The sequence below is a fragment of the Exiguobacterium sp. s193 genome (genome assembly GCF_018618755.1).
Taxonomy (GTDB): Bacteria; Bacillota; Bacilli; order Exiguobacteriales; family Exiguobacteriaceae; genus Exiguobacterium_A.
On record NZ_JACSMR010000001.1, the window covers coordinates 115,510 to 134,758 of the forward strand.

Here is a 19,249-nt window from a genome sequence, read left to right on the forward strand (position 1 = left end):
ACGAAAACGGTTCATTTTTTCATCCTTATTCGACAACTGATGTCTGCTTGAACCTTAGGGCTATGCTATACTTTCATTTGTATCCGGCTAATCAGCCAATTAAATAGAGAAGGTGAAACCATGGCAAATCAAAAAGTCGTCTTTTTCGATATCGATGGAACCTTGCTTCACGATGGTCATTTCATACCGGAATCGACAAAACAAGCAATTAAACAACTCCAAGCAAACGGCGTCTACGTCGCCATCGCGACAGGTCGCGGTCCAGCAATGTTATCTGGCGTCCGTGAACTACTCGGCATCGATACGATCATTGGCTATAACGGTCAAATCGTCATTCATCAAAACGAAGTCATCTATAAACGGCCGCAACCCGTCGATGATCTGAAACACTTAACGTCACGTGCAAAAGATAATGGACACACCCTTGTCTATCTCGGTGAGAAACAGGGCTTCACGACGCGTCAAGCGGACGAGACGGTCGCGACATCACTCGGCGCACTCGATATCCCACTCCCTGCTTATAATGAAGAAGCTTACGCGACACACGATATCTTCCAGACACTTGTCTATTGTCAGGCAGAAGAAGAAGCGATCTATACGGAAAACTACCAAGCGTTCGACTTCATCCGTTGGCACCCACAGGCAATGGACGTCATCAATGCCGGATCGTCAAAAGCAGATGGAATTAAACAATTCCTCCGTTTAACGGACATCAAACGTGAAGATACGTTTGCCTTCGGTGACGCGCTGAACGACCTCGAGATGCTACGGTATGTCGGAACCGGCATTGCGATGGGCAATGGGTTAGACGAAACAAAAGCCGCCGCTGACTTCGTCACGAAACATATCCTCGAAGACGGCATCTCCCACGGTCTGAAAGAATTCCAATTAATTTAAAAGCTACACAAAAAAGCTGAGGAAACCCCTCAGCTTTTTACAGCGTGTAGACAAACTCTTATGAAACGTGAACAGGCGATAACGAGAGACAATCCGGTCGCGCTTCCCTGTCTCGCCTCGTCTTCAAAGCGGCAATCGGTCACGCCGCTACAGCAAAGCTGCAGGGTCGCGACCGATTGCCTTTCGCTTCAAAAGCGATTCGAGACGGATTGCTCCCTAAACCGTCTGCATGACTGGCTTTTCGTCATGGTATTCTCTAAAAAGCATCACGTTTCGTTGACTCCTGCGGGGAAAAGTGCGTTTTTTACGCACTTTCAGAGGCAGGCAAGACCCTGCTCGTTGTCCGTTAGAATCAAGGAGCAACGGCTTGTGCCTCGCCCGAGGAAAGCAACGAAAAAAGACGTTTTGATCTCCCGATAGCACGTTGTCTACAGCCTGAAAAAAGCTGAGGAAATCCCTCAGCTTTTTACTTTATGAATGGCTCGTTCGAGACGGTCTAAGTCTTCATTCTCCCCGATGACGACGAGGTAATCCCCTTTTTCGATGATTTCATCTGCTTGCAACGAAATCATGACACTTTCGCCCCGTTTGATGGCGACGACGTTCGCCCCATACTTACTCCGTAAATCAAGGTCGATCAACGTTTTATTTGCCATTCGATCACTGACCTTAATCTCGACGATTGAAAATTCTTGTGACAAATCGAGGTAGTCCAAGATATTTGAGCTCATCAGACCGTTCGCGATTCGGACACCCATATCCCGTTCCGGATGGACAATGAAGTCAGCCCCGATTTTCCGTAAAACTTTTTCATGGTAATCATTTGTGGCTTTGACCGTGATCGACTTGACCCCGAGTTCCTTTAAAATCAAGGTCGTTAAAATCGAAGCCTGGATGTTCTCACCAATCGCAACGATGACATGGTCAAAATTTCGAATCCCAAGACTCTTCAAGACGTTTTCATCCGTCGTATCGGCGATGACGGAGTGTGTCGCGATCCCCATGTATTCATTGACACGTTCTTCATCCGAATCGATTGCCAGGACATCGTACCCATTCTTTGACAACTCACGGACGATCGAACCGCCAAAACGCCCCAAACCAATTACTGCAAACTCTCCATTCATGTTCAACTCTCCTTCACATTTCGCTTCGTCAGTAGTAGTGTACCCGATTCCTTCTTAAAATACTATAAACGCCTTCACAGTGCGTGAAGGCGTTTAAGGTCTAGTAGTTATTTAGATTTTTTTCCTCTGACATAATCATTATCAAACAGGAAGAGGCGTAAGATCAGATAGAGTGCCGGAATCAAGAGCAACAATCCAAAAATAAAGACTACGACGAGTGATGTCGCCATCGTCTCATTGACGACTGACTTATTGATATCGATATATGGATACAGGATATAGGGAAGGTGTGTGTATCCGTACCCGAACCACGCAACACCGTACTGGGCCATGACAGCGATAAACGCAATCCCATAGTTTTTCTTCAAGTACACAAGCGTCAATGCAACACAGAAAAATACAAAACTTGCTGCGAACCACCACCAGTTGCCGTTCAGAATATTTTCATAGTGCCACGCCGCTTGATTTTTTAAACCGAAGAAGACAAGCGCACAGACGATGATTGTCGGAATACTCCAAAAGAGTGCCCATTTTCGAATCAAATCACTGGCTACCGTGTCCCGTGCCTTATCTGCATAAAACAGTAAGAACATCGCACTGATATAAAGAACAGACACGATGGCGAGCGCGACGACCGTCCAGGAATAAAAGTTCGTGAATAACTTCGTCCCTAAAAATTCGACAGTCTCGTTCGTTTTACGAATGAATCCACCTTGACTGATTGTCAACGTCGTTGACATCGCGGCTGGAATCAACAGCCCTGTCGCCCCGTAAAGAAACGTATAAAACATACTGTCATTTGAGCCATAGTTCGCAAAGGCATAAAAGCTACCACGTATTGCAATCAACACAAGTACGATTGACGCCGGCACGAGGAGAGCCGTCCCGTAATAATAAGCGGTATCCGGGAAAAACCCGACGAGACCAACAAAGAAGAAAACGAAGAACACGTTCGTCACTTCCCAGACGGGTGAGAGATAACGTAAAATCAATCGATTCGTCAAATGATCCCGTTTTGTATATTTCGAGTAAAACGCATAAAATCCAGCACCGAAGTCAATTGAGGCAACGATGAGATATCCATAAAGGAACGTCCAAAGTACGGTTATTCCTAGTGTTTGAATGTCCAACTCGTTCCCTCCTTATTTTTGATCGTCTGCAAACATCGCTTCACCACGTGTATGATGATTTTCTGCGAGTTCTTTGCCGACCGGGTTATTTTTAAACATTCGCAATAAGACAATTGTACAAATCGTCCCGAGCAAGAGATACAATAAGCTGAACAAAATCAACATCGGTCCGACAGCAGTTGATGTCGTCGCCGCGTCAGCCGTTCTCATAATACCATACAGCGTCCACGGTTGACGTCCGATTTCGGCATACATCCAGCCCGCTTCAATCGAGACAATCGCGAGTGGTCCACCGATAAAGATTCCACGAAGTATCCACTTGTTATGTGGATTTAGCTTCTTCAGTCGGAAAGCTAAAATGAACAGCGCAGAAATCACTGTCAAATACATTCCGATTGATACCATGATGTCGAAGAAATAGTGAACGAATAATGGTGCTTGATCTTCTTTTGCAAACTCGTTCAAACCAATAACTTCCGTATCAGGTGCTCCACCTGCAAGAATTGATAAGGCATATGGGATTTTGACGGCACCTTTAATATCATAACTCCCATCTTCCCGTTGATCGAGAATCCCGCCAAAAATTAGTTCAGCTTCATTCGTTGTCTCAAAATGCCACTCGGCTGCCGCTAATTTTTCCGGCTGATACTTCGCAAGGTATTTCCCGGAGAAGTCTCCGACAAGTGCTGTCGAAAAGGCAAAGATTAATCCGGCCATGACCGTAAGACGAAGTGCTTTTTTATGATAGGCTGTCTCGGCTGCCGATAGTGTTTTTTTACGTAACAGATGGAACGCCGCGATAGCTGCTAAGATGAAGGCAACCGTCAAATAAGCCGAGACGATGACGTGCGTCGCTTTTGTTGGTGTTGCCGTATTGAACATCGCTTTCAATGGTTCGATTTGTGTCAATGTTCCGTTGACGATTTTAAACCCTTCCGGCGAGTTCATGAACGAGTTGACCGTCGTGATGAAGAAGGCCGACGCCGTCGCTCCGATGACGACCGGAATTCCGATTAACCAGTGTAACCACGGATTTTTAAACCGATCCCATGTGTAGAGATAAATCCCGAGGAAAATCGCTTCAAAGAAGAAGGCGAACGTTTCCATAAAGAGCGGCAAGGCAATCGTCTGTCCGGCTACTTGCATCAATGAAGGCCATAAGAGTGATAATTGTAACCCAATCGCCGTCCCCGTTACGACTCCGACCGCTACCGTTACGATATAACCGCGCGTCCAGCGTCGTGCCAATAAAATATAATCCGGATCTTTTCGTTTAATTCCGATGTACTCGGCTGCGAGTACCATCAATGGAACTCCGACACCAATCGTCGCAAAGATGATGTGGAACGCTAGTGTGAGCCCTGTCAACAATCGACTGAGCATTACTGGATCATTGAACATGTGTGTAGCCCCCCTCTTCCTAAACGTACTTCTATATATTGTTTATATCCGTATCATAGAGAACATAACCCTTTGTGTCTGTTCTAAATGTTTGATGTAACAAATTGTTCACATCTATTCGTGATTTTTTTCACAAAACGTTCGAAAACTATATCACATCGCTAAATGAAAGCCCTTCACTTCATTTTTAAAGAAGCAAAGGGCTTTTTGAAACTCATTTTTACATTCCATCCACCTTAGACATATTCACGGAAATAATGGTCCATCAAATTAATGATGAAAGGAATCGCCTGTTCATCCGGATTCAGCGTCGGCTGATGTAATCCGGACGTCGGATTGTTGATTCCGAGCCAAAACATCATGCCCGGAACTTCTTTTAGCATGAATCCAAAATCTTCGCCCGTCATCGCAGCGTCACACTCGACGTAGTCAGCATTCATTTTGACGAACGATGAAAATTTATCGACGACGTTTTTGTCATTGACGACTTCATAATATCGGTTCCCGAACTGTAAATCGATCGTTACACCAAACGAAGCTTCGATTCCACGGACAATATCGCGGACCCGTTCTTCTAGCTTCTCCATGTCAGTCCCGTTCAGCGCACGCATCGTGCCGTCTAAAACAGCCCGACCGGCGATGACGTTTTCCCGAATCCCCGCATCGACTTTCCCAATCGTGATGACACTACAATTCATCGGGTTGATCGATCGGCTGACAATCGTCTGAAGTTGCATGATTAAAGCAGCCTGTGCGACGACTGTATCGACCGTCAGATGTGGAAATGCGGCATGACCACTTTGTCCGTAAATCGTGATGTGGACTTCTCGTGCACTTGCGAAGAGTACGCCTGGTCGGCTTGCGATCGTCCCGACCGGATACTCAGGAGCCACATGGAGACCATACATTTCACTCGGGCGATATTTTTCAAATAACGGACTTTTAATCATCGGTTCCGCTCCACCCGGCCCTTCTTCCGCCGGTTGGAATAAGAAGACGACGTCATCCATGATCGGCAACTCGACGAGGCGGCGAAGCAGACCTAACGCAATCGATGAATGGACGTCATGTCCACACGCATGCATCATGCCGGCATGTTCCGAACAAAATGGCAGACCCGTTGCTTCTTCAATCGGTAGACCATCGATATCTGCACGGTAACCAATCGTCCGATTTCCCGTCAACCCTTTGACACGAACGAACACACCTGTCTCGAACGTATCGTAGCTAACACGGTCTTCAGGATAGCTTCGAATCTGATTTAAGATGAACGCTTGCGTCTTGAACTCCTTAAACCCAAGTTCCGGTATTTTATGAAGTTCTCTCCGCATTTCAATCGCATATTCCATCTGACTGACTTCCTCCTTCTTCTTTTACGATGTCCCAAAAGGCTTGGACTTGTTTTAATTCAAGCATGGACTCCGTCGATAAAATCCAAGTATCTCGTTTCAGTACTTTACCAGAAGACGTCTTCAACGGAATCTGCATCACTTCGCTCGATTCTTGAATCGTCGACTCTGGTAAAATCGCGAATCCAATTCCATGTAACGCCATTTGCTTACACGTTTCGATTTGGTCGACGACGAGTGTTCGAGCAGGCGGGCTTGAAAAACGATCTTGCCACCATTCGAGTATCTCTTGATAGTACGTCGAATCACTTTTGAACTGGATGAATGGTCGGTCTGTTTTACGGAGCTGTTCAAGTGATGTCAATTCGCTATCCACGAGATAAAGAGGGTCTGAAAATAATCGTTCTTTGACGCCTTTCCAGTCCGGGTTTCCGCGAATGATCCCGATATGAAAATGTTCTTCGAGCATATGCCGCATCATTTCACTCGACCACCCCGTTACGAGTTGGACACGGACGTGTGGATAACGCTCAACGAAACGCTTGAGTACACGGGGTAACCAATACTGACCCATGATGGAAGCAACCGCAATCCGAAGGGTCCCGTATACCGCTCCTTCTTCGGCAGTCAGTTCACTTTTTAACTCTAATTCTTTTCGATTCATTTCTTTTGCGAGCCCGATGACTTTTTCTCCTTGGGGCGTAATGCTTAATCCACGGGAAGAACGGATGAACAACTTCGTCGCCCACCTTCGTTCAATCGCGACCAGTCGTTGGCTGAGTGCTGGTTGCGAGACGAAAAGACGTTCGGCTGCTCTTCGCATATTCAACTCTTCCGATAAAGTAATCAACATTTCCATTTCCGACACTTGCAATGTAAGATTCGACTCCTCATGATATAAGATGGCATTAGTTTAACACGTTAGAAAGGAAGGTACATATGTCACGCTATCATTTTATGTTAATCGTCTCAACGATCGCGACTTTAGGAAGTCTTTACTTCAGTGAAGTTCGTGGCTTTATTCCTTGTCCGCTTTGCTGGTGGCAACGAATCTTCATGTACACGACGGCATTTTATTTAATCATCACACTCTTTCGCAACCGTCCGGTCGACGCATTTTTCATTCGTTCGTACGTCATATTCGGTTGGGCGGTCGCCGTTTACCATGTGATTTTAGAACGTCTCCCGGATGGTGAAGCCTTATGTACAAGTGGATGCTTGATTAAGTGGGTCAACTATTTCGGTTTCTTGACGATTCCGACAATGAGTCTTATCGCCTTCTCCACCCTCTTAATTCTCGCTTTTTATCCGAATAAAAAAAGCGTCTAATCTGCGCTTTTAAAGCACGTCCTCCAATCCGTTGCAAAGCAGGCATTCTCTTCCTGAAAGAAGAAAACGCCTGCTTTTTTATTGCCATTCGTGTGCTACTGCATAGGCGCTAGAAACGGACAACTCCGAAAGTTGCCCCTCCCCTTCACACCAATCCCCGGCAAAAGCGATCGCTTCGTCCGATTCTAAGAAACACGGCAACGGGTGTTGACCCATCTTCCACTTGATTTCTTGGACGATCGCCCGCTTCATCGTCCGTTCCGTCACAAGACGGTCACGCCAGCCCGGATAATGGTGATCCAACAGTTCATGAATCTGTTCTACTTTTTGTTCAATGTAAGCTGCTTGATCAACTTGACCGTGTTCAAGATAGGCAACCGTCTGTAACACTTGACCATCAGTCGGACTAATACTTGCATCATAGTGTGATAAATCCGTTACAAAAAGCTGATGTGTCCGGTCAAAAACATATGAATATGGCGTATCGATGTACGGACAGAGTCCGACATCATAGACAAGGACTTCGACCGGTTCAAACCGGGCATAGGGTTCAATAAACTGTTGGACGGATTGCGGAAGAGCCATTTTCCGCATTTCTCGCGGAGGAATTGCGAAGATTACACGATTCGCCGCCCATTCGACTTTTTTTCGGTCACGTACTCGGTAACCGACTCCACTTTCTTCAACTGCTGTAACCTTCGTTTTCCGGTGAATCGTCCCACCATGTGCGAGAAAAACACGCTCCAGTTCATCGATTAACGTCTGCCAGCCACCAGCGATATAGGAGACCGGTTTTCGGGTTCGAAATAACTTTCGATAATAGTCGAAATAAACAGACGATGGAATGTTTTCAGGTTCTGCCGTAAAAAAATTGCTCGATGCTAAATCAAGCATCAGTCGCGCGACGTCCTCCTCAACCTTTTCCTGAATCAACCACTGTCCAATCGAAATCTCTGCTTCCCCACGCTCAATCGACAGCATCGTTTTGACGACTTCCCACGTAAAGCGAATCTTATCTGTTCCTTCGACAAGCTCTGTCTTTAACAATCCCATTGCGTTTGCCGGAGCCGCAGTCAAATGTCCGGCAAATTCATATTTTGCTTTTGCCGAAGAAAAATCGAGCCAGGTGATATCAAGTTTTAATTGTTTGATGAGCAATCGTATTGCGGATTGATCGCGCCCATACACCGCATGCGCCCCGTAATTGAACGTGAATCCTTTAAGTACTTGTGAAGTTGCCCGTCCGCCTAAGGCACCGGCATCGTACAAATGAATCTGTTTCCCTTGTGCAGCGAGTAATGCCGCTACAGATAAACCGGCCAATCCTCCTCCAACGACTGCAATTGTCTCCAAGTAACATCGCTCCCTTTTTAGTCGAAAGTAATTGTTTTAGTCTTTTCCCGAATCCATACAAAAAAAACGGCGACCACACGGATCACCGTTTCAGACGGTAAAAAATCAAATTTCTTTTTTAGGAGTGCAGTCGTTCATGTCTCTCACATGTGTGGAAACTTTCATCAACGCAGCTATTATTTCCACCAGTCATCTAACGGCGAGACTGGCATATGGTGCTTATGCCCAACTCGCTTGTACTGCGTTTCAAGCTTCTGTTGGCTCGCACTCGAAATCTTTTTCCCTTCAAGGTAATCATCGATTTCATTGTATGTCATGCCTAAAGCAAGTTCGTCAGGTAAACCTGGACGATCGTCTTCTAAATCCGCCGTCGGAACTTTATCAATTAAACCGGTCGGCGATTCGAGATAACGAAGCAATTCTTTTCCTTGCCGTTTATTCAGTCCTGTCAGTGGTGTCAAGTCACATGCACCATCACCATGTTTCGTGTAAAACCCTGTTACGAACTCTGCCGCGTGATCCGTACCGACGACTAAACAACCATAATGTGCCGCTAAATCATATTGCGCCTTCATTCGTTCCCGTGCTTTTGTATTTCCTTTACTAAAGTCTGATAAGACAGCGCCTGTCGCCTGCTCAAAAGCTGCCATTGAGGCTTCGACGGCGGGTTTGATGTCGACACGTAACGAATGATCCGGACGAATGAAGGATAGGGCAAGTTGCGCATCCGATTCATCTTGTTGCTGACCATATGGTAATCGGACTGCGTAAAACTGAACCGCTTTCCCCGTCTCTTCTCGAAGTTCTTCGACCGCTAATTGACAAAGGCGACCGGCAAGCGAGGAATCTTGTCCGCCTGAAATACCAAGGACAAATCCATTTGCCCCTGTATGAAGGAGGTATTCTTTTAAGAACCGAATCCGGGTCGTTACTTCTTCTTTGGCATCGATGACGGGTTTGACACCTGTTACTTGAATGATTTCTTGTTGCATTGTTTCGTCACACTCCCATTTTTCTATTTTTACCTGCTATTATTTTAGCATCATGGATTCGCTTTCGAAATATTCGCTGTTGCTTTTGTGGACGGCACCGTCGCATCCTCAAACTGTTGCACAGTCACAACCTCGACTTGTTGTGCTGTATCCCCCTCTACTAGCTCAATTGTTATTTGGTATTCCTTTTCTTCTTTCGGCTTAAACGGTTCCGTCTCAATTGCCTGGGTGAATACTTGTTCTTTTGAATACGTATAGACGTTTTGTTCATTAGAATCGCGTACTACCAATTCAAATTTCTGTGAAGAGGGATAGGTGACGCTGACTGCATGGTCATTTGGATTTCTTAAACGAACGGTCGCTTCGATTTCTGTCGCTGTTACTTGTTGTGCCGTTACCGAGATTGTAATCGGTTGCTTCGACTTGTTCTGATTTGTTTGACTCGCTGAATTACTTTCTTTCACTTGACCGCAGCCTCCTAACACAAGCAGTAGTCCAATCAGTAATAGGTGTATCCAACTCTTTTTCAATGAATCCCCCTCCTTCTCCTCTTTCATTTTAGCATACAAAAAAGGAGAGACCGTGGTCTCCCCTCGGTCTCTCCTTCATCGTTCATTAAGCAACCGGCATTGCTGTTACACCCGTCGTGTGCGCGAATAATTGTTCCATCCCCGTCGCAAATAATTCGTCACAAATGGCATCCGTCGCAGTCGCTGGTGCAACAAGTGTAATCGTCCGGCTGTCGCCTGTTTCGATTGTTACGAATACCCCTGAGCCTGTCCGTTCTTTATATCCTACCGCCAAGTCTGTTTCTGCAAAAAGTATCATTTCCCCGCATCTCCTTCGTTATGTTAGATTTCAGTGGAACCAACGCTCTTGGTTGCTCGCGAATCCGTTATGTTGATTTCACTTTATCAAACGTCGAAAAGAGTGGGTAAATTGTCATTCGACAATTCATGTCAAAACTTTATGCCACTTATAAAATCCATAATTTGGATGATATAAAATGAGTGTATTTTCTTATAATTCATAAAGAATACCGTTAAATTTCAAACAGATTTCAAAAACATTACAATTATTTTTTCATTTTTTACCAGGACATAAGTCTCATAGGTAAAAAATGACTAGACACATGTCATGTTATTTTGTCGAATGATTGTCTTAATCAGGTTATTTTCAGGTTCTTATGAACTTTCATCTATCAAACGATTCATTTGTTGCCAAACTGTCCCTAGTGCTTCTTCCCCACTCTCGATCCGTGCTAATGCAAGCTCCGCTTGAAGCGCTACTTCATATTCTTTATCTTGGCTCGCTTCTTTTAAACAGGGAATTGCCCGTTCCGTTCCGACATCGAAGAGAAAACGTGCTGCCCGCCACCGGACTAGTTTGTTTTTATCCGTTAATGCTTCAATCATCATCGGTTCTGCTTGAGGTAATGCCCAGTCCGATACCGTGTCTCCGGCCGTCCGGCGAACGATACTTGACGGATCATGCAGGGCGTTCGTGATATATTCGAGCAGTTCCTCCCGATTTTCTTCGAACATCCCAAGTTTAACAATCGCCTGTCTTCTAATTGGCATCTTTTCATCTTGGAGCATCTTCGCATACGCCGATACCCACGTCAGGTCGATTGGTAATTCGTCAAGCGCTGCAAATCGCTCTTTCCAATCGCTCGAACTGAGCGCCTGTCCGTCAAACGTGACATCCTCTCCTGAGGCGAGTACTTTTAAGCGTTCGACGCGTTCTGGCGGATAGGCAATTTCAAGTTCTTGCGCAACTTCGGTCAAACTTGCTTCTAGTTCACCATAGCGAGGGGCTTGTTCCACCCAACGTCGGTCACTGATGACGTTTTTGACGAAGGGTTGGACAAACAATGCCGCCTCCCGAAACCGTTCTGGCAACCCTTGGCGTTTTTCTTCTAATCCTTTGACACCTTTAATCTGCATCGGTACGCCGAGAATAAATTGAACGAATAGATGGACCGGCTCAAATGCGGCATCCGTTTCATGTTTTTCGACGTCACTTAAGACTTCACCGAATGCCCGTCGTATTTCGATGACGAGTGTCCGCCAATCATATTTCGGATATCGTTCGACCGCTAAAAAATCACTGACTTGATAAACCGATTTGATTCCCGGAATGTCTAACAGTTTCGTTACATGATCCGGTGCACCAAAAGCATGTTCGAACGTCTGTCCCTTCTCGGAAAATGTTTCATCCACAATCACCTTCATATTGTTCGGACTCGGTGTTGGTTCAATTGCTACGATTTTCATATTGATCCCTCCCACTCCATCATTCAGAAAAATGAACGAAAATGCAATGCAAAAGCTCTACGAAATGATTCGTAGAGCGTTGGTTATCGATTACGCAAATCGCTCCTCGATGATCTCACAAAATTCATCTGGCGTTTCGAGCATTCCCATATGTCCGCTCGGTGTAGATTGGAATACGACGTTTTGATTTTTGAACGCAAATGCACTTTCTTCAGAAATCAATGAATCATATTCGCCGTGAATAATGAGACCAGGAACTGACGTTTGACTCAAGACGGCCGTTTCATCTCGACGATCGCGCATGGCTGCGAGCGCCCGGATGGCCCCTTCAACCGTCATCATGTATCCAATTTCACGCGCCTCTGAAATCAGCATTTCATCTGCACCCTCGGCAAATAAACCGGGAATCATCCCGTCGACGAAAGCACGGACTCCAATTTCCTCGACACGGCTGATATTCTGATTCCGCTTTTGTTTCGCTTCTGCCGTGTCTGCTTTTCCCGTCGAGTAGACGAGACCAAATCCGGCAATTTTTTCATGATAGGCTTCGACGATTGCTGCCGTAATGTATCCGCCAAACGAATGGCCGATGATGATCGGATTCTCTATTTCGCGCCGCGCTAAATCGTTCATGACCCATTCCGCAAACCCTTCGACTGTATCAGGGCCTACATCTTCTCCTTCATGACCAGGTAGACGTAAAGGAAGTACATCAAATGACAATCGAAGTTTAGCCTCGACCCGGCTAAAATAATCCGTTCCCCCAGCAAATCCATGTAACAATACGAGTGTTTTTTTCGACATCGACTAACTCATCCCTTCCATTCCGATGCAAGCATGCGGTAGATTGTTAAATCCATAAATCGCCCATGACTGTAGGCATAATCTTCAAGTAACCCTTCAGCTTGAAAACCAAGCTTTTGGACAAGGGCATTCGAGGCACTATTTTCAGGTGCGACGAGGGCGCTGATCCGATGAAGCGCAAATTCTTCAAAACCATGTGTCAAAACCGCTCTGGCCGCTTCTGAAGCGACCCCCTGCTTCCAGTAATCTTGACTGACTTCAAACCCGATTTCGGCCCGATGATACTGCGCCAACCAGTTATGGAAGCCAATCGTCCCAATCAGACGATTTGTTTGTGCATCAGCAATCGCCCAACGGATGGCTTTTCCTTGTGTGAACTGTTCTTTAAAGTAATTGATGACATTTTTAGCTTCATATACTGTGACGAGTGGATCCGAACCGTAGTAATACATCACTTCTTCGTCAGAAAGAATTTTAAATAACTCACGCGCATCTTTATTTTCAAGTTCTCTTAGGACAAATCGTTCTGTCGTCAATTCTGGAAATGGTTTTCGTAATCCCCACATCATCTATCACCTCTTTTTTGCTTCTATTCTTTATTATGCCCGTTTTTAAAAGGAAATATCCTTTTAGGTCGATTGAAGTTTTGCTAATATGAAAATAGTATTTCAGTGAGTCAAGAAAGAAAGGAAGAATGTCAGTATGTCGAGTTCCATGCTTTACTTATATGAGGATGCTGAAAATCATCGCCTAACCTTGTCTGGAGTATCCTTTTCACATTTTATTACCGCACTCGATCTAAAACGTCCGCTACTTGTGTCTGGAGTTGACTTCAAGTCGGTCAAACAATCATTTCGTACTGGACTAAGTTATGTCGAAGCACATGAAATCAATCAATTTTCGCAATCGACCGATGTCATGCGCCATCCGCTGAATGCAATTGATATTCGTTCTTCCCACTCACTCGATACATTAACAGATGCTGAAATTGCCGAGCTCCTGTTTTTGATGCATATGAAGCGCGGCATGCCTAGTCCTTTTGCGCCGTCGATTGAAAACGAGTTCGCTTACTTTAGCGAGTCAGATGGTTTACAAGCGACCGTTTACTTGAAGGACTGGTCGCAAATCGAACAAATCATTTCCGTCTTAATTCAACAAAAAATCCGGCACGAACTACGTGGTTTGTCCCCACTCCCGCTAACGGCTGAGATACTAATCCGGGTACGTCAGTTGCTGAGCGAAGGCGTTTTGATCGATTTTGCAAACATCAAACGATCAGTGTTCACACGGCAAATTCATATCCCGCTTTATATTGCTGGCCGGTACGAAGATATGAACGTACTTCGAGAAGATTTTGAATCTGAAAAAGAATCGATCATTCCTCGCGGCGAACTGATTCACCGTAAAAAACACTGGTATTTCGAGGTATGATGATCTTCAGCATCGCTATCAATAAATGATAGGATGCTTTTTTCATATTCGTTTCCAATGAATTCAGGAGTATCATTTCAAAAAATCTAGTATGATACAATACTATTTTTAATTAATTGAATTTTCTCACAAAATAACACTAGCTTCTTTTCTATACTTCGCTATAATGAGGATAACCTTTTAAAGAAATTAGAAGTTGCATGTGTTTTTTCTTAAAAATGTCTACCTATTCGTTGTGTTAATCGAAGGAGGAACTAGTTATGGATCAGTTAAAAGTGAACGGAATCGGATCATTCACCAAATTCGTGACGAATGGCAACATCCTCAAATTAAAGGATGCGTCGATCGGCGAACTGAAAGTATCGTTGAATGATGCGAGCTCAATGGCAATTTCACCAATCGATGAAGAGACCGGAATGTTTATCATCCGTGGTCAGCAACAAGAACCCCTTGTCGAGCTGACACTCCCTCGTCAATCGTGTGAAGTCGTTCACGCTTGGCTACTCCATAAAATGAGACGACACAAAAAAGGTCGTTTCATTGCTACTAGCTAAATTTTCATTTCAAATCCTGATCTCTCATTTCAAGAGGTCAGGATTTTTCTTATGGATTTCATCAGCGTGACTCAAATTTTTTTCTTTAGTCCTGTCAACAATGGTATCGGTTACAATCCATTTCTCTTTAAAATAAGTTGTCAGAAAATATTGATTAATCATTTTTCACGTGTTACCCTTAGACAAATTCAAGCGAGAGGAGCACCATATCATGACGAACGTAGACATGACTTTGAACCAGCGACTGATTATTCTATGCACGAGGGACTGAAAACATTTCACTTTGTAGGTTGAAATGATTTTCGGGCCCTCCTTTCGATGCATCGAATGAGGCGCCCGGTGAGACGTGAGGCGCCTATCCGACAATGGATAGGTTTTTTTATTTCCGTTTTACGGTTTTTTCTGACAATCGATAGCAGTTAAAACATGCATCTTTTAACTCCTTGAAGCAAGAAAGACAAATGTTTTGAAATTTATTTATATCGATCAATTTCTAATGGTATAGTGAGTAAGATTATGAGGAATCAGGAGGCATTATATATGTTGAACCGTAAAGATTTATTTGCTTTAGGATTTATGATTTTTGCTCTATTCTTTGGTGCCGGAAACTTAATTTTCCCACCTGAGCTCGGTGCCCTTGCCGGAACACAATTTTTACCTGCTATGCTCGGTTTTATCGTGACCGGGGTCGGATTACCGTTAGCAGGCTTAATTGCAGTCGCTTGGGTTGGCGGAGGCATTAGTACATTAGCAAATCCGCTTCCGAAAGCCGTTGGTGCTTTCTTGACGTTTGCACTTTACGTCGCAATCGGTCCCTTCTTCGGAATACCGAGAACGTCCGTCGTCACGTATGAGCTTGGTGTCGTCCCCTTTTTAGGTGAACCAAGTCAGACGACTTTAATGATTTCGTCTTCACTCTTTTTCCTAGTGACGGTTTACCTCGTCTTAAAACCCGGTAAGTTACTCGATATCATCGGACGGTTCATCACACCGTTATTGTTGACTGCACTGATGATCCTGAGTATCAGTAGCATCGTGAACCCGCTTTCTGCTGTCAAAGCACCAGCTCCTGCATACGATAGCTTTACGAACTCCTTTGTCCAAGGGTTCCTTCAAGGATATTTAACACTTGATGCACTCGGCGCACTCGTCTTTGGTGTCATCGTCTTGCATACGCTTCACACAAGAGGCATTAAAGAACGGACGATGCAATTGAAGACCGTCACACGCGCCGGTTTAATCGCAGCTGTATCGTTGACCGTCGTCTATACGGGTCTTGGATTCATTGGACGAAACAGTTTTGGTGCCGTCGGTTCGGTCAAAGGACCTGCACTGTTGCAACAGTATGCGGATAGCACGTTCGGTACGGTTGGATTAGTCATCTTAGGAACAGCGATTTTACTCGCTTGTTTAACGACATCTGTCGGACTTGTCACTGCATTTTCAGAATATTTGGTTTCGTTATTCAAAGCTCTGTCATTTAAAGTCGCTAGTCTCATGACAACCGTTCTTGGTTTCGCGATTTCAATCTTCGGATTGTCGACACTATTATCAATCGCCATCCCTGTTTTGATGTTCCTTTATCCAATCGTCATCGTCTTGATTGCCCTGACATTCATTCGTTCGTTCATCAAACGACCCGCTATCGTATATGGCGCGACACTTTTCGTGACAGCACTGCTCTCTTTATTGAGCGCCCTCGCGTCACTAAAAGTTTTATCAGGCTTCGCCAGCGAACTTTATAAAGCCTTCCCACTTGTTGATCAGAATATGGCTTGGTTATTACCTGCCCTCGCCACATTCATCATCAGTTCATGGATTGGACATGTATCGAGCAACTCCGTCGCCCAAAAACAAGCGAGTTGATGATTCCGCTTTCATGCTTATGGTATGATAGAGGAAATTGAATGTTTACTGGAGGCGTCGTTTGAATGGATAAAATTGCTTGGATTACCGATAGTATGGCATTTTTCCGCGAAGGAGAAGCAGAAAAAATCGGAGTCCACGTGGTGCCGACACAACTCATCATCAACGGAGAATCTTACCGAGAGTATGTCGACATCTCAATTGAACAATTAGATGAAAAAATGAAACAGCATGCTTCTGCCATACCGACGACTTCTCAACCGTCGTTCGGTGAGTTAGTTGAATTGTATGAACATCTAAAAGCTGAAGGATATGATTATGGTTATGCGATCCATATTACAAGTGGTCTGAGTGGAACATATGCCAGCTCGGTTGCCGCAGCAGATGCTGTCGGCTTCAAGTTATATGCGATCGATTCCTATACGGGCGCAGCAAACCAACAAGAAATGATTAAGCTTGCGATGGAACTCGCCGCTTCAGGTAAACAACCGGAAGACGTCATGGGCGTCCTTGAGAAGTTCAAACATGCCTCTCATTTTTATTTAATCATCGGCAACATGGAAACGATGCGGCGGGGTGGGCGTGTTTCTAGCAGTCAATTTTTACTCGCGAACATGCTGAACATAAAACCGATCGTGACGTTTAACGAAGAAGGTAAACTTGTACCGTTCAAAAAAGTTCGGTCCTTAAAAAAAGCCTTCCAAGAGATGGCGACAGAAGTCGTAACGAAAATCCAACAGCATGGACTACACCGGCAGACGCTTTACATCGGTCACACGTTAGCACGCGCTGACGCTGAAAAACTGCGTGACGCGATTCAGTCAAAGATGGCTGAGATTTCAATTGAAATTACTCAGTTCGGTCCTTCAATCTTATCTCATGCAGGGTCTGAAACAGTTGGTGTCTATTGGTTCGACAACATCGAATACGCTTGATGAAGCAAATAAAAACAGCATCCTGCCTCGTGGCGGGATGCTGTTTTTCCACTTTATCCATGCGATCGCTTAAACAGTTCTTCTAACAAAGCCGCTTCGTCTTCAACCGGCATCAATGCTTCGTGGGGGCGATCAAGTAAGGGAGACAAGGTCGTTGCCGGATAGACGGCCCAGTCAACTGTTTCAACTTCTTCCAAGTAGGTCAAAATCGAACTTAAGTTTGCCTCTCGGTCGTATTGACGTAACCAGTTCACATATCGTTTATCGGGTTTGCCGTCCTTTAGCAAGACCTCACCTTTTTCAAGAATCGCCCATTTTGGTTTGGCATCAATCTGAAACAATTCAAGCTGTTTAAATTGCTCGATTGTGCGATTCGTCACGGGAATCACTTGATTGATTTCGACTAACCGCTTCAGACGTAAATGTGACCGCATCGTCATAAACCGTTTGTTCCCGTCCATTCGTTCAACGAGTAAGGTCGGTTTATTTATTTTTTGCATCGTCGCTTCATCAAACAAAATACTCGCATCCATATCCAGTAACAACATTAATTATAAATCCCCTTTTTTCGTCTCGGTGCTACGAACGCATACGACAGACTGAGGACGAAGGCCGCAAATAAAAAGCCTCCGAGTACATCAGAGAAGTAGTGGACGTTCAAGATAATCCGTGAAGACCCCATTGCGAGAACCATTAATGTACAAAGTGTGCTGACGACAATCCGTCCTGTCCGATTCAAGAAACGCCACGCAAGGACGATGAATCCGCCGTAAACGGCAAATGCCATCGATGAATGTCCACTCGGAAAACTATAACCTACACCACCAACTAAGTCGTTGAGGGACGGACGTTCTCTGACAAAAATCAATTTTACGACTTGATTTAACACACCGACGGAAAGGCAGGCAACGAAGTACCAAATGCTTCCGACTTTATCCCGCCAAATCAAGTAGCTGCCGATGGCAAGTAGACTCGTAATCGTCACGGCTCCTACGCCTGATCCAATCTGTGTGAACCAAGAAACGTAACTCCCGGGGACACGTTCAGCCATCTCGTTTGATAATTGTGCGTCAAACAAAAAATACCCGGTCAGGCGAATCGATAACGCAATCGTCAAAAAAAGAACGAGTACGATTCCTGAGACGATTAACGCCCGCTGATTTGGTTTCATTAGTAAGTTCCCTTCCGTTGCTCAAGTTCTTCTGCAGAGTAATCTTCTTTATCCCGTAAACGGTGCGCAAGTCGTCCGGATGCGTTCGCTGCAATTGCGGCAACGATATCATCCATAAAGGTATTGACACGCCCATCATCGACTTTCGTATCTAATTCTTTGATGATACCGATTTTTGCTTTGTCAAGGTAACCGAATGTCGTGACGGCAATCGAACCGTAGGTGTTGACTGCACCAATCGCAATTGTTTCATCGACACCAAACAATCCCTCATCACTTCGAATTATCGATAGGAGTGGTTCGGACAATAAACCTTTTTCCGCAAGGATATCGAGTTCTGCTCCCACTAAAATAGCGTGTTGGAGCTCACGTTTCTCGAGAACACGTTCGACTGAGCTGAGACATGTCTCAAGTGTCAGCGCGTCCGTATAAGGTGCTTGCATCTGATATACGATTTCAGCAATTGCATGAATCGTCACACCTCGTTCATGTAGTTTTTCAATCGCTGCTTGTTTGACCTCTTTTGAATGTGCTTTTTCTTTCATGGCTAAATCCACCTCTCTGACAAAGTTCTTCACAAGTATACACGGATTCCTAGACTCCCTTCAAACTTCTTTGACATCGCGCTCATAAT

21 protein-coding genes are annotated in these 19,249 nt (G+C 44.9%); 6 read left to right on the plus strand and 15 right to left on the minus strand.

Annotated features, from left to right (window positions below):
• Nucleotides 1-120: 120 nt before the first annotated feature.
• Nucleotides 121-897, plus strand: coding sequence for a Cof-type HAD-IIB family hydrolase (locus KNQ04_RS00575; protein ID WP_214846611.1), 777 nt, complete (start codon nucleotides 121-123; stop codon nucleotides 895-897).
• Between the two features lie 458 nt (nucleotides 898-1,355).
• Here KNQ04_RS00575 and KNQ04_RS00580 read toward each other — a convergent pair whose 3' ends face one another.
• The 5 genes from KNQ04_RS00580 to KNQ04_RS00600 all read right to left on the minus strand — a co-directional run bounded on the left by KNQ04_RS00580 (nucleotide 1,356) and on the right by KNQ04_RS00600 (nucleotide 6,778).
• Entirely contained in the window at nucleotides 1,356-2,024 is a 669-nt protein-coding gene (locus tag KNQ04_RS00580; protein WP_214846613.1) for a potassium channel family protein, read from the minus strand.
• A gap of 107 nt (nucleotides 2,025-2,131) precedes the next feature.
• Nucleotides 2,132-3,154: a cytochrome d ubiquinol oxidase subunit II gene (locus tag KNQ04_RS00585; protein ID WP_214846615.1), complete on the minus strand. Its 1,023-nt coding sequence runs from the start codon at nucleotides 3,152-3,154 to the stop codon at nucleotides 2,132-2,134.
• 12 nt (nucleotides 3,155-3,166) lie between these two features.
• Entirely contained in the window at nucleotides 3,167-4,555 is a 1,389-nt protein-coding gene (locus KNQ04_RS00590) for a cytochrome ubiquinol oxidase subunit I (RefSeq protein ID WP_214846617.1), read from the minus strand.
• A gap of 236 nt (nucleotides 4,556-4,791) precedes the next feature.
• Entirely contained in the window at nucleotides 4,792-5,904 is a 1,113-nt protein-coding gene (locus KNQ04_RS00595; RefSeq protein ID WP_214846619.1) for an N-acetyldiaminopimelate deacetylase, read from the minus strand.
• Nucleotides 5,888-6,778 (minus strand): transcriptional regulator CcpC, encoded by an 891-nt coding sequence (locus tag KNQ04_RS00600; protein ID WP_214846621.1) that lies wholly within the window; start codon nucleotides 6,776-6,778, stop codon nucleotides 5,888-5,890. The genes KNQ04_RS00595 and KNQ04_RS00600 overlap by 17 nt, the downstream gene beginning before the upstream one ends.
• Before the next feature lie 65 nt (nucleotides 6,779-6,843).
• On the opposite strand from KNQ04_RS00600, the gene KNQ04_RS00605 reads away from it, so the two are divergent.
• Entirely contained in the window at nucleotides 6,844-7,233 is a 390-nt protein-coding gene (locus KNQ04_RS00605) for a disulfide bond formation protein B (protein WP_214846623.1), read from the plus strand.
• Between the two features lie 78 nt (nucleotides 7,234-7,311).
• Here the strand turns inward: KNQ04_RS00605 and KNQ04_RS00610 are convergent, their stop codons facing one another.
• From KNQ04_RS00610 to KNQ04_RS00640, 7 genes are all read right to left on the minus strand, one after another.
• The gene (locus KNQ04_RS00610) at nucleotides 7,312-8,586 is read right to left on the minus strand and encodes a phytoene desaturase family protein (RefSeq protein ID WP_214846625.1); all 1,275 of its coding nucleotides are present in this window, start codon (nucleotides 8,584-8,586) and stop codon (nucleotides 7,312-7,314) included.
• A 176-nt stretch (nucleotides 8,587-8,762) separates the two neighbouring features.
• Complete coding sequence (nadE, locus tag KNQ04_RS00615; protein ID WP_214846627.1) at nucleotides 8,763-9,578, minus strand: ammonia-dependent NAD(+) synthetase; 816 nt, start codon at nucleotides 9,576-9,578, stop codon at nucleotides 8,763-8,765.
• A 50-nt stretch (nucleotides 9,579-9,628) separates the two neighbouring features.
• The gene (locus KNQ04_RS00620; protein WP_214846629.1) at nucleotides 9,629-10,108 is read right to left on the minus strand and encodes a BsuPI-related putative proteinase inhibitor; all 480 of its coding nucleotides are present in this window, start codon (nucleotides 10,106-10,108) and stop codon (nucleotides 9,629-9,631) included.
• An 85-nt stretch (nucleotides 10,109-10,193) separates the two neighbouring features.
• Nucleotides 10,194-10,406, minus strand: coding sequence for a hypothetical protein (locus KNQ04_RS00625; RefSeq protein WP_214846630.1), 213 nt, complete (start codon nucleotides 10,404-10,406; stop codon nucleotides 10,194-10,196).
• A gap of 356 nt (nucleotides 10,407-10,762) precedes the next feature.
• Nucleotides 10,763-11,854: a conserved virulence factor C family protein gene (locus KNQ04_RS00630; protein ID WP_214846632.1), complete on the minus strand. Its 1,092-nt coding sequence runs from the start codon at nucleotides 11,852-11,854 to the stop codon at nucleotides 10,763-10,765.
• 90 nt (nucleotides 11,855-11,944) lie between these two features.
• Nucleotides 11,945-12,658: an alpha/beta fold hydrolase gene (locus KNQ04_RS00635; RefSeq protein WP_214846633.1), complete on the minus strand. Its 714-nt coding sequence runs from the start codon at nucleotides 12,656-12,658 to the stop codon at nucleotides 11,945-11,947.
• An 8-nt stretch (nucleotides 12,659-12,666) separates the two neighbouring features.
• Nucleotides 12,667-13,227 (minus strand): GNAT family N-acetyltransferase, encoded by a 561-nt coding sequence (locus KNQ04_RS00640; RefSeq protein WP_251136807.1) that lies wholly within the window; start codon nucleotides 13,225-13,227, stop codon nucleotides 12,667-12,669.
• 133 nt (nucleotides 13,228-13,360) lie between these two features.
• Here KNQ04_RS00640 and KNQ04_RS00645 point away from each other — a divergent pair, with 133 nt between their 5' ends.
• From KNQ04_RS00645 to KNQ04_RS00660, 4 genes are all read left to right on the plus strand, one after another.
• Nucleotides 13,361-14,089 (plus strand): hypothetical protein, encoded by a 729-nt coding sequence (locus tag KNQ04_RS00645; RefSeq protein ID WP_214846634.1) that lies wholly within the window; start codon nucleotides 13,361-13,363, stop codon nucleotides 14,087-14,089.
• 260 nt (nucleotides 14,090-14,349) lie between these two features.
• Complete coding sequence (locus tag KNQ04_RS00650) at nucleotides 14,350-14,643, plus strand: hypothetical protein (protein WP_214846635.1); 294 nt, start codon at nucleotides 14,350-14,352, stop codon at nucleotides 14,641-14,643.
• A 540-nt stretch (nucleotides 14,644-15,183) separates the two neighbouring features.
• Nucleotides 15,184-16,509 (plus strand): branched-chain amino acid transport system II carrier protein, encoded by a 1,326-nt coding sequence (brnQ, locus tag KNQ04_RS00655; RefSeq protein WP_214846636.1) that lies wholly within the window; start codon nucleotides 15,184-15,186, stop codon nucleotides 16,507-16,509.
• A gap of 65 nt (nucleotides 16,510-16,574) precedes the next feature.
• On the plus strand, nucleotides 16,575-17,444 hold the full coding sequence (locus KNQ04_RS00660; protein WP_214846637.1) for a DegV family protein: 870 nt from the start codon (nucleotides 16,575-16,577) through the stop codon (nucleotides 17,442-17,444).
• Nucleotides 17,445-17,497: 53 nt separating this feature from the next.
• On the opposite strand, the gene KNQ04_RS00665 is transcribed toward KNQ04_RS00660, so the two are convergent.
• Genes KNQ04_RS00665 through KNQ04_RS00675 form a run of 3 tightly spaced genes read right to left on the minus strand, consistent with a single transcriptional unit; the run spans nucleotide 17,498 to nucleotide 19,160 of the window.
• Nucleotides 17,498-17,992: an HAD family hydrolase gene (locus KNQ04_RS00665; RefSeq protein ID WP_214846638.1), complete on the minus strand. Its 495-nt coding sequence runs from the start codon at nucleotides 17,990-17,992 to the stop codon at nucleotides 17,498-17,500.
• The gene (locus tag KNQ04_RS00670) at nucleotides 17,992-18,615 is read right to left on the minus strand and encodes a phosphatase PAP2 family protein (protein WP_214846640.1); all 624 of its coding nucleotides are present in this window, start codon (nucleotides 18,613-18,615) and stop codon (nucleotides 17,992-17,994) included. Before KNQ04_RS00670 ends, KNQ04_RS00665 begins: the two co-directional genes overlap by 1 nt.
• Nucleotides 18,615-19,160: a phosphatidylglycerophosphatase A family protein gene (locus tag KNQ04_RS00675; protein ID WP_214846642.1), complete on the minus strand. Its 546-nt coding sequence runs from the start codon at nucleotides 19,158-19,160 to the stop codon at nucleotides 18,615-18,617. The genes KNQ04_RS00670 and KNQ04_RS00675 overlap by 1 nt, the downstream gene beginning before the upstream one ends.
• Between the last annotated feature and the right edge of the window lie 89 nt (nucleotides 19,161-19,249).